The sequence below is a fragment of the Streptomyces sp. NPDC030021 genome, from assembly GCF_055574035.1.
On record NZ_JBVIAH010000033.1, the window covers coordinates 50,689 to 60,077 of the forward strand.

The 9,389-nt window shown below is 70.0% G+C and carries 3 protein-coding genes, 1 tRNA gene and 1 rRNA gene; 1 reads left to right on the plus strand and 4 read right to left on the minus strand.

The window, feature by feature from the left end; translation table 11 throughout:
- Positions 1-16: 16 nt before the first annotated feature.
- A complete protein-coding gene (locus tag ACZ4YL_RS38820; RefSeq protein ID WP_468123006.1) occupies positions 17-5,551 on the minus strand; it encodes a HAMP domain-containing protein in 5,535 nt (1,844 codons plus the stop codon).
- A gap of 168 nt (positions 5,552-5,719) precedes the next feature.
- Here ACZ4YL_RS38820 and ACZ4YL_RS38825 point away from each other — a divergent pair, with 168 nt between their 5' ends.
- Positions 5,720-8,305, plus strand: coding sequence for a SpoIIE family protein phosphatase (locus ACZ4YL_RS38825; protein ID WP_468123007.1), 2,586 nt, complete (start codon positions 5,720-5,722; stop codon positions 8,303-8,305).
- A gap of 92 nt (positions 8,306-8,397) precedes the next feature.
- Here ACZ4YL_RS38825 and ACZ4YL_RS38830 read toward each other — a convergent pair whose 3' ends face one another.
- The 3 genes from ACZ4YL_RS38830 to rrf all read right to left on the minus strand — a co-directional run.
- Positions 8,398-9,012 (minus strand): HdeD family acid-resistance protein, encoded by a 615-nt coding sequence (locus tag ACZ4YL_RS38830; protein WP_468123009.1) that lies wholly within the window; start codon positions 9,010-9,012, stop codon positions 8,398-8,400.
- A gap of 203 nt (positions 9,013-9,215) precedes the next feature.
- Positions 9,216-9,291: transfer RNA gene (locus ACZ4YL_RS38835), tRNA-Thr, on the minus strand.
- A 5-nt stretch (positions 9,292-9,296) separates the two neighbouring features.
- A 5S ribosomal RNA gene (gene rrf / locus ACZ4YL_RS38840) occupies positions 9,297-9,389 on the minus strand; the annotation flags it as partial.

Below are 9,389 nucleotides of genomic sequence, written 5' to 3' on the forward strand. Positions count from 1 at the left end.
TCCGCTCTCCCGGCGATCATTTGCCGCGCATCCACTGCTCCATCACCGACAGCAGGTAGTCCGGATCGACCGGCTTGGTGACGTAGTCGGAAGCACCGGAGTCGATCGCCTTCTCCCGGTCCCCCTTCATCGCCTTCGCCGTCAGCGCGATGATCGGCAGGCCTGCGAACTGCGGCATCCGCCGGATCGCCGAGGTCGTCGCGTACCCGTCCATCTCGGGCATCATGATGTCCATGAGTACGACCGTCACATCGTCGTGCTGCTCCAGGACTTCGATGCCCTCCCGTCCGTTCTCCGCGTACAGCACGGCCAGTCCGTGCTGCTCCAGCACGCTGGTGAGCGCGAAGACGTTGCGTACGTCGTCGTCGACGATGAGCACCTTCTCGCCGTGGAAGTCGTACGTCCGGGGCACCACCGGAAGCTCGTCGTCCGCGCTGCCCCAGCCGTCCTCGGCCCCCACCACGTTCGGCTGGCCCGGCACCGCCGTACGCGGCTCCAGATCGCTCGCCGCCTTGCGCCGCCGCCGGAACAGCGCGGCCCCGCCGCCCTGCCCCTGACCGGCCGGCTCGGCCGCCGACAGCGCCGGCCGCACCGGCTGCGCCTGCACCGACGACATGGCCGCCGGCCCGGCCTGGGTGCCCGGCAGCACCGGCCGGCCCGCGGCCGGCGACCTGCGGTACAGCTCCCCGCGGGCGCCGCCGGGGGTCGGCGGCGCGTACCCCTGCGGAGGCAGCTCGCTCGGGTGCAGCGGCAGGTACAGCGTGAAGGTGGACCCGCGGCCGGGCTCGCTGGCCGCGTGGATCTCCCCGCCCAGCAGCCGGGCGATCTCCCGGCTGATGGACAGCCCCAGCCCGGTGCCGCCGTACTTGCGGCTCGTCGTCCCGTCCGCCTGCTTGAACGCCTCGAAGATCACCAGCATCTTGCTCGCGGCGATCCCGATCCCGGTGTCGGTGACCGAGAAGGCGATCAGGTCCGCGTCCGCCTCCCGCAGCGAACCGGCCTCCAGCAGCTGCTCGCGGATCGCGGTGGGCACATCGGCGCCGGCCGGCCGGATCACCAGCTCCACCGCCCCGGTGTCGGTGAACTTCACCGCGTTGGACAGCAGGTTGCGCAGCACCTGGAGCAGCCGCTGCTCGTCGGTGTGCAGCGTGGCGGGCAGCTCCGGGGAGACCCGTACCGAGAAGTCCAGGCCCTTCTCCGCCGTCAGCGGCCGGAAGGTCGCCTCCACGTAGTCCACGAGCTGGACCAGCGCGATCCGGGTCGGCGAGACGTCCATCTTCCCGGCCTCGACCTTCGACAGGTCGAGGATGTCGTTGATCAGCTGCAGCAGGTCCGAACCCGCGCCGTGGATGGTCTCGGCGAACTCCACCTGCTTCGGCGAGAGGTTCCCCTCCGCGTTGTCGGCGAGCAGCTTGGCCAGGATCAGCAGCGAGTTGAGCGGGGTCCGCAGCTCGTGCGACATGTTCGCCAGGAACTCGGACTTGTAGCGCATCGAGACCGCGAGCTGCTCGGCGCGCTCCTCCAGAACCTGCCGGGCCTCCTCGATCTCGGTGTTCTTCACCTCGATGTCCCGGTTCTGCTGGGCCAGCAGCTCGGCCTTCTCCTCCAGCTCCGCGTTGGCGGCCTGCAGGGCCTTCTGCCGGTTCTCCAGCTCGTCGGAGCGCTCGCGCAGCTGCTCGGTCATCTCCTGCGACTGCTTCAGCAGCATCTCCGTCTTGGAGTTGACGCTGATGGTGTTGACGCTCGTACCGATCATCTCGGCGATCTGGCCGAGGAAATCCTTCTGGATCTGGGTGAAGGGCGTGAAGGAGGCCAGCTCGATGACGCCGAGCACCTTCCCCTCGAAGAGCACCGGCAGCACGATCACATGCGCTGGCGGCGCCTCGCCCAGGCCCGAGGAGATCTTCAGGTAGCCCGGCGGGGTGTTCTCGACGAGGATCATCCGCTTCTCCTCGGCGACCGCCCCGATCAGCCCCTCCCCCGGCCGGAAGGAGATGGGCATCTGGCCGCCCGCGTACGCGTAACTCCCGCGCATCCGCAGCTCGTACGAGCCGTCCGCGCCCCCCTCCGTCCCGATCTCGGTGGTACCGCCGGCCGGCAGCGCCAGGAAGAAGGCGCCGTGCTGCGCGGAGACCACCGGGGTCAGCTCGCTCATGATCAGCGAGGCGACGTCGTCGAGCTCCCGGCGGCCCTGCATCAGGGCGGAGATCCGGGCGAGGTTGCCCTTGAGCCAGTCCTGCTCCTTGTTGGCCAAGGTGGTGTCGCGCAGGTTCGCGATCATCGTGTTGATGTTGTCCTGGAGGACCTGGATCTCGCCCGCCGCGTCCACGTCGATCTTCAGGTTGAGGTCGCCGCGGGTCACCGCGGTGGCCACGGCCGCGATCGCGCGCACCTGCCGGGTGAGGTTCCCGGCCATCTCGTTCACGGACTCCGTCAGGTCCCGCCAGGTGCCGTCGACGTCCCGGACCCTGGCCTGGCCGCCCAGAATGCCCTCGGTACCCACCTCGCGGGCCACCCTGGTGACCTGGTCGGCGAAGGAGGACAGCTGGTCGACCATCGTGTTGATGGTGGTCTTGAGTTCCAGGATCTCGCCGCGGGCATCGATGTCGATCTTCTTGGTCATGTCGCCCTTGGCGATGGCGGTCGTGACCATGGCGATCTGCCGCACCTGACCGGTGAGGTTGGAGGCCATGAAGTTCACCGAGTCGGTGAGGTCCTTCCACGTCCCCGAGACGCCCGGCACGTGCGCCTGGCCGCCCAGCCGGCCCTCCGTACCCACCTCGCGGGCCACCCGGGTCACCTCGTCCGCGAACGAGGACAGCGTCTTCACCATCGTGTTGACGGTGTCGGCGAGCTGCGCGACCTCGCCGCGCGCCTCGACCGTGACCTTCTTCGTCAGGTCGCCGTTGGCGACCGCCGCCGAGACCTGCGAGATGTTGCGCACCTGGGAGGTCAGGTTGTTGGCCATCAGGTTGACGTTGTCGGTCAGGTCCTTCCAGATGCCCGTCACCCCGCGCACCCGGGCCTGGCCGCCGAGGATGCCCTCGGAGCCCACCTCACGCGCCACCCGCGTCACCTGCTCCGCGAAGGACGACAGCTGGTCGACCATCGTGTTGACGGTGGTGACCAGTTCGAGGATCTCGCCCTTGGCATCGACGGTGATCTTCTTGGAGAGGTCGCCCATGGCCACGGCCGTGGTCACCTCGGCGATGTTGCGCACCTGGGACGTCAGGTTGTTCGCCATGAAGTTGACGGACTGGGTGAGGTCCTTCCAGGTGCCGGAGACCCCCTTCACCTCCGCCTGGCCGCCGAGGATGCCCTCGGTACCCACCTCACGCGCCACCCGCGTCACCTGCTCCGCGAAGTTCGAGAGCTGGTCGACCATGGTGTTGAGGGTGTTCTTCAGCTCCAGGATCTCGCCCCGGGCGTCCACGTCGATCTTCTGCGACAGGTCACCGCGGGCCACCGCCGTCGCGACCTGGGCGATGTTGCGCACCTGCGAGGTCAGGTTCCCGGCCATGCCGTTCACGGAGTCCGTCAGGTCACGCCATACGCCGGCCACCCCGGGCACCTGCGCCTGGCCGCCCAGCCGGCCCTCGGTACCCACGTCGCGGGCCACCCGGGTCACCTGCTCGGCGAAGGCCGAGAGCTGGTCGACCATGGTGTTGATGGTGTTCTTCAGCTCCAGGATCTCGCCCCGGGCGTCCACGTCGATCTTCTGCGACAGGTCGCCCCGCGCCACCGCCGTCGTCACCTGGGCGATCTGGCGCACCTGCGAGGTCAGGTTCCCGGCCATGAAGTTGACGGAGTCGGTGAGCTCCTTCCAGGTGCCGGACACCCCCTCCACCCGGGCCTGGCCGCCGAGGCGGCCCTCCGTACCCACGTCCCGCGCCATCCGCGTGACCTGGTCGGCGAAGGAGGACAGCTGGTCCACCATCGTGTTCACGGTGTTCTTCAGCTGGAGCATCTCGCCGGAGACGTCCACGGTGACCTTCTGCGACAGGTCACCGTTGGCGACCGCCGTCGTCACCTGGGCGATGTTGCGCACCTGCCCGGTGAGGTTGCGGAAGGCGGTGTTCACCGAGTCGGTGAGGTCCTTCCACGTCCCCGCCGCCCCCGGCACCTGTGCCTGGCCGCCCAGTTCGCCCTCGACGCCCACCTCGCGGGCCACACGCGTCACTTCCGCGCCGAAGGAGGACAGCTGGTCCACCATCGTGTTGACGGTGTTCTTCAACTCCAGCATCTCGCCGGCCACGTCGACCGTGACCTTCTGCGACAGGTCGCCGTTCGCCACCGCCGTCGTCACCTGCGCGATGTCCCGCACCTGCGTGGTGAGGTTGCGGAAGACCGTGTTCACCGAGTCGGTGAGGTCCTTCCACGTCCCCGCCGCCCCCGGCACCTGTGCCTGGCCGCCGAGCAGACCCTTGGCCCCGACCTCGCTGGCCACACGCGTGACCTCGTCCGCGAAGGTCCGTAGCGTCTCGGTCATCTGATTGATCGTTTCGGCCAGCTGCGCCACCTCGCCGCGCGCGCTGACCCGTACCTTCTGCGACAGGTCGCCGTTCGCGACCGCCGTCGTCACCTGCGCGATCCCGCGCACCTGGGCCGTCAGGTTCCCGGCCATGGTGTTGACCGAGTCGGTCAGGTCCTTCCACACACCCGCGACCCCGGGCACCTTCGCCTGGCCGCCCAGCTCGCCCTCCGTACCCACCTCGCGGGCGACACGGGTCACCTCGGAGGAGAAGGACGACAGCTGGTCCACCATCGTGTTCACGGTGTTCTTCAGCTGGAGCATCTCGCCGGCCACGTGCACCGTGACCTTGCGCGACAGATCGCCCTTGGCGACGGCCGTCGTGACGAGAGCGATGTCACGCACCTGAGCGGTGAGCCGGTACGCCATCGTGTTGACGGAGTCGGTCAGATCCTTCCAGGAACCCGACATCCCGCGCACCTGGGCCTGACCACCGAGCTTGCCCTCGGTACCCACCTCCAGCGCCACGCGCGTCACCTCGTCGGTGAACGCCGACAGCTGGTCGACCAGGTTGTTGACCGTGCGCCCGACCTTCAGGAACTCCCCGCGCAGCGGATGCCCGGCCCCCTCGGCCGCCTGCGTCCGCAGATCCATCCGCTGGTCCAGATCGCCCTCGGCCACCGCCGACAGCACCCGGCCCACCTCGGACACCGGCCGGGCCAGATCGTCCACCAGCTGGTTCGAGGCATCGATCGCGGCCGCCCAGGAGCCCTCACAGGCACCCGTTTCCAGCCGTTCGCTCAGCTTGCCCTCACGGCCCACCATCCGCCGCACCCGGGACAGCTCCCCCGTCAGGTGGAGATTGCGGTCGGCGACCTCGTTGTAGACGGCGGCGATCTCCGCCATCACGCCCTCGCCGGACACCGTCAGCCGCTTGCGGAAATTCCCGTCCCGCATCGACACCAGGGCCGTGAGCAGCCGGTTCAGTGCGGCGGTATCGACCTCCGTCGTGCCACTGCGCCGGGAACGTCCGCCCTTCGGCCGCGTTCCCGTACGCCGTACCGCTGCGCCAGACTCCACCGTGTCCCTCCCGAAAGGGTCGACCACTTTTCCACCGGACGCCTGACTCGTCACAAGCCGGCTCTGCAAGCCTGCCCAGTGTTTCACCCTGGCCGAACCCGGCCATAACACTTCGGCACCATCGCACACCCGCCGTACCCTGCGGGTGGAATCCCCGACGACGGCACCATGCCGACCGCGAAGGTAAGTAACCTGGCACCCGATGTCCAACCGCGTCGAAGGAGACTCGTGATCACGGCACGGGCGGCTGCCAGCTTCGATCCCCTCGGGCGCTCGGTCGCCGCCGCCCGCGGGTTCGTCCGCGACACCCTGCACGGCTGGGGCTTCGCGGACATCGTCGACGACGCGGTGGTCCTCACCAGCGAGCTCGTGACCAATGCCGTGGTCCACGCCGGAACCCGGGCCGAGGTCCTGTGCCTGCGCGCCGAGGGTGGCGTACGGGTCGAGGTCGCCGACCGGTATCCGGAACGCGAGCTCCCGCTCCAGCACCCCGGCGAGCGCCCCTACGCCGACCCCGACCGCGAGAACGGCCGCGGCCTGATGCTGTGTGCCGCCCTCGCCACCCGCTGGGGCGTCGAGTACACCGCCACCCACAAGCACGTGTGGTTCCGCCTGGACCTGCCAGACCGGCCGGTCGGTACCCGCTCCGCAGGCCCCGTCGTCCCCGACCAGCTGCTGCCCCTGGCCGACAGCCGGGTCCGCGTCGCCGTCCTCCAGATCGACTCGACCGACTCCATCTCCGCCTGGAACGAGGACGCCGAGCACATCTTCGGCCACCCCGCCGAGAAGGCACTCGGCCGCCCGCTCGCCGAGCTCGCCGCCTGGCCCCAGACCCCCGGCACCGGAACCGGCATCGCCGAGGCCCTGCGCCTGTCCCGCTGGGAGGGCAGCTACGGCGTCCGCGGCGCCGACGGCCGCGTCATCCCCGTCTTCGCCTCACACCTGCGGGTCCGCGACGCCCACGGCGAACCGTCCATCGTCTGCCTCCTCGTCCACGACGACGAGCGCGCCCTACTCCAGACCCCGGTTCGGGTGCCCACCTCCGACAGCGGCCACTTCACCGACCCCCGCCCCACGGACCCCTTCGAGGTCTTCATCGGCTCCCCCGCCCCCGACGACCTCGACGGGCTCCTCCAGCGCACCGTGGAGCGCGCCCGCGACCTCCTCGACGCCGACGCCGCCTTCCTGCTGCTCGCCACCGACGACGAGACCGAGCTGGAGGTCCGCGCCACCACCGGCCTGCCCTCCACCCGCCAGCGCTTCGCCCGCGTCCCCGTCGAGGCCGGCACCAACCGCTACGGCTCCGCCCGCATGCCCGCAGTCCACGACGACCTCATCGCCTCCCCCGGAGCCGTTCCGCTCCTGGAGGCCACCGGCATGCGCTCCGCCGTGACCGTCCCCCTCAAGGTGGAAGGCCGTCTCACCGGCTCACTCGGCGTCGCCGCCGAAACCCCCGGCCGCTACTCCAACGAAGAGGCCCTGCACCTCCAGTTCGCCGCCGACCGCATCGCCCTCGCCGTCGAGTCCGCCCGCCTCGGCGAACTGGAACGACTGCGCCGCGGCTCCCTCTCCTTCCTCGTCGAGGCCTCCGACCTGCTGGCCGGCACCCTCGACCGGGACCAGACCCTGGCCCTGATGGCCCAGATGACCGTCCCGACGCTCGCCACCTGGTGCGCCGTCTACACGATCGCCGACCAGTCCTCCGACCCGTACCTTTCGTACGTCCTCCACGAGGACGAGGAGCGCATCGACGGCCTCAAGGACCTGCTCTCCCAGGTCAGCCCGCCCGAACCGGTCCGCGAGGCCGGCGCCCGCCCGTGGGCCGAGGCGACCCTCGCGGTCGGCGGCGAGACCGTGGTCCTCCCCCTCCTGGCCCGCAACCGCGTGATCGGCATGCTGACCCTCGGCAAGCCGCGCGAGGAACACTTCCGGCAGGAGATCCTCGAACTCGCCGAGGACCTCTCCCGCCGCGCCGCCCTGGCCCTCGACAACGCCCGCCTCTACTCCGAGCGCACCGCGATCAGCCGCTCCCTCCAGCGCAGCCTCCTGCCGCCCGGATCCCCCGCGATCCCCGGCATGGAGGTCGAGGTCATCTACCGCGCGGCCGGCGAGGGCAACGAGGTCGGCGGCGACTTCTACGACGTCTTCCCGATCCGCGACGGCGCGTACGGCTTCGCCATCGGCGACGTCTGCGGCACGGGCCCGGAGGCTGCCGCCGTCACGGGCCTCGCCCGGCACGCCCTGCGCCTGCTGGCCCGCGAGGGCCTCGGCGGCCCGGCGGTCCTCGAACGCCTCAACGCGGCCATCCTCGACGAGGGCGCCCGCAGCCGCTTCCTCACCCTCCTCTACGGCGAACTCCATCCCCAGCCCGACGGCGGCGCCCTGATGAAGGTGGTCTGCGCGGGCCACCCGCTCCCGCTGCGCCTGCGCCCGAACGGCCAGGTCGACGCGGCCGCGGACCCGCAGCCGCTGCTGGGCGTGATCGAGGACCTGGACCTCTACGAACAGACCCTCACCCTCGACCCCGGCGATGTACTGCTCTGCGTCACCGACGGCGTGACCGAACGCCGCGAGGGCACCCGCATGCTGGGCGACGACGGCCTTGCCGAGGTTCTCACCACGTGTACGGGCCTCACCGCGGGCGCGGTCGCCTCCCGCGTCCTGCGTGCGGTGGAACGCTTCGCCGCAGAACCCGCGTCGGACGACATGGCGATCCTCGCCTTCCGCGTCCCGGAACAGCGCACGGGCGAATAGGCGAACAGCCGGCGCGCGTCTCCGCAAGAAACCTGGGCTCGGCGTGCGCCGAGCCCAGGTTCAGGAGAGCACGAGTACGTCGGCGCCCGGCGTCACCCCTGACGGGCCGGCGTGACCCGGCGGGTGGCGGAACGCAGTGCGAAGGCCATCACCAGCTCGAACACGCCCAGCAGGACGAGCCAGAGTCCCAACAGCCGGGTCAGGGCCACCGCGGAGTCCACCGGGAAGCAGAGCACGACGATTCCGGCGACGGCGCCGAGAGCACCCAGGCCGAACTGCAGGCCCCGGTGCACGAGCGTGTGGTCGGCGATCGCGGTGAACGCCGCGAGCACGCCGGACAACAACCAGAACACTCCGATGATCAAGGACAGCGCGCCGATCGTCTGCATCGGATGACGCAGCACCAGGACGCCGGCCAGGAACGCGAGCATGGCGATCAGGACACCCGCCAGCCTGCTGCCGCCATCACTGCTGTGCGAAAAGGCGGTGACGAACCGGAAGGCGCCCGCCACCAGGAGCTGCAGACCGATGATGACGGCCAGGATGTGCAGCGTCTCGTCCGGCCAGACGAGCACCAGGATGCCGGGGATCAGGGTCGCGAGGGCGAAGCCGAGCGCCCAGTGCCACGTGCTTCCGATGTTCTTGAGGACGTCCTCGGGGTCGCCCTGCGTGTGCTGTGGTGCCGCTGCGTCGGGGGGTACGGTCATCACGCCTCCTGGGCCAGCCGAGCGGCCCGTGGGGGCACCTCGAAGCCGCCGGACGTACCTTATCTAGCCTTCACATCCATGGTAGGCAGCTCTGCTACGGCCCGCCCCTCCGGCCGTCGGCGGCCCTGCCGGCCGTACGGCAGGAGCACATCCGTGCCGGAAAACAAAAAAGGCCCCCGCCAATTGGCGGGGGCCTTTTTCAGTGGAGCCCTTTAACGGAATCGAACCGTTGACCTTCTCCTTACCATGGAGACGCTCTACCGACTGAGCTAAAAGGGCGGGTTGTTCGGCGGCGTCCTACTCTCCCACAGGGTCCCCCCTGCAGTACCATCGGCGCTGAAAGGCTTAGCTTCCGGGTTCGGAATGTAACCGGGCGT

What these genes read in the sequence shown, in the direction of transcription:
- ACZ4YL_RS38825 (WP_468123007.1), top strand. Translation starts at nt 5,720, where the DNA reads ATGCCGACCGCGAAGGTAAGTAACCTGGCACCCGATGTCCAACCGCGT.
- ACZ4YL_RS38830 (WP_468123009.1), bottom strand. Translation starts at nt 9,012, where the DNA reads ATGACCGTACCCCCCGACGCAGCGGCACCACAGCACACGCAGGGCGAC.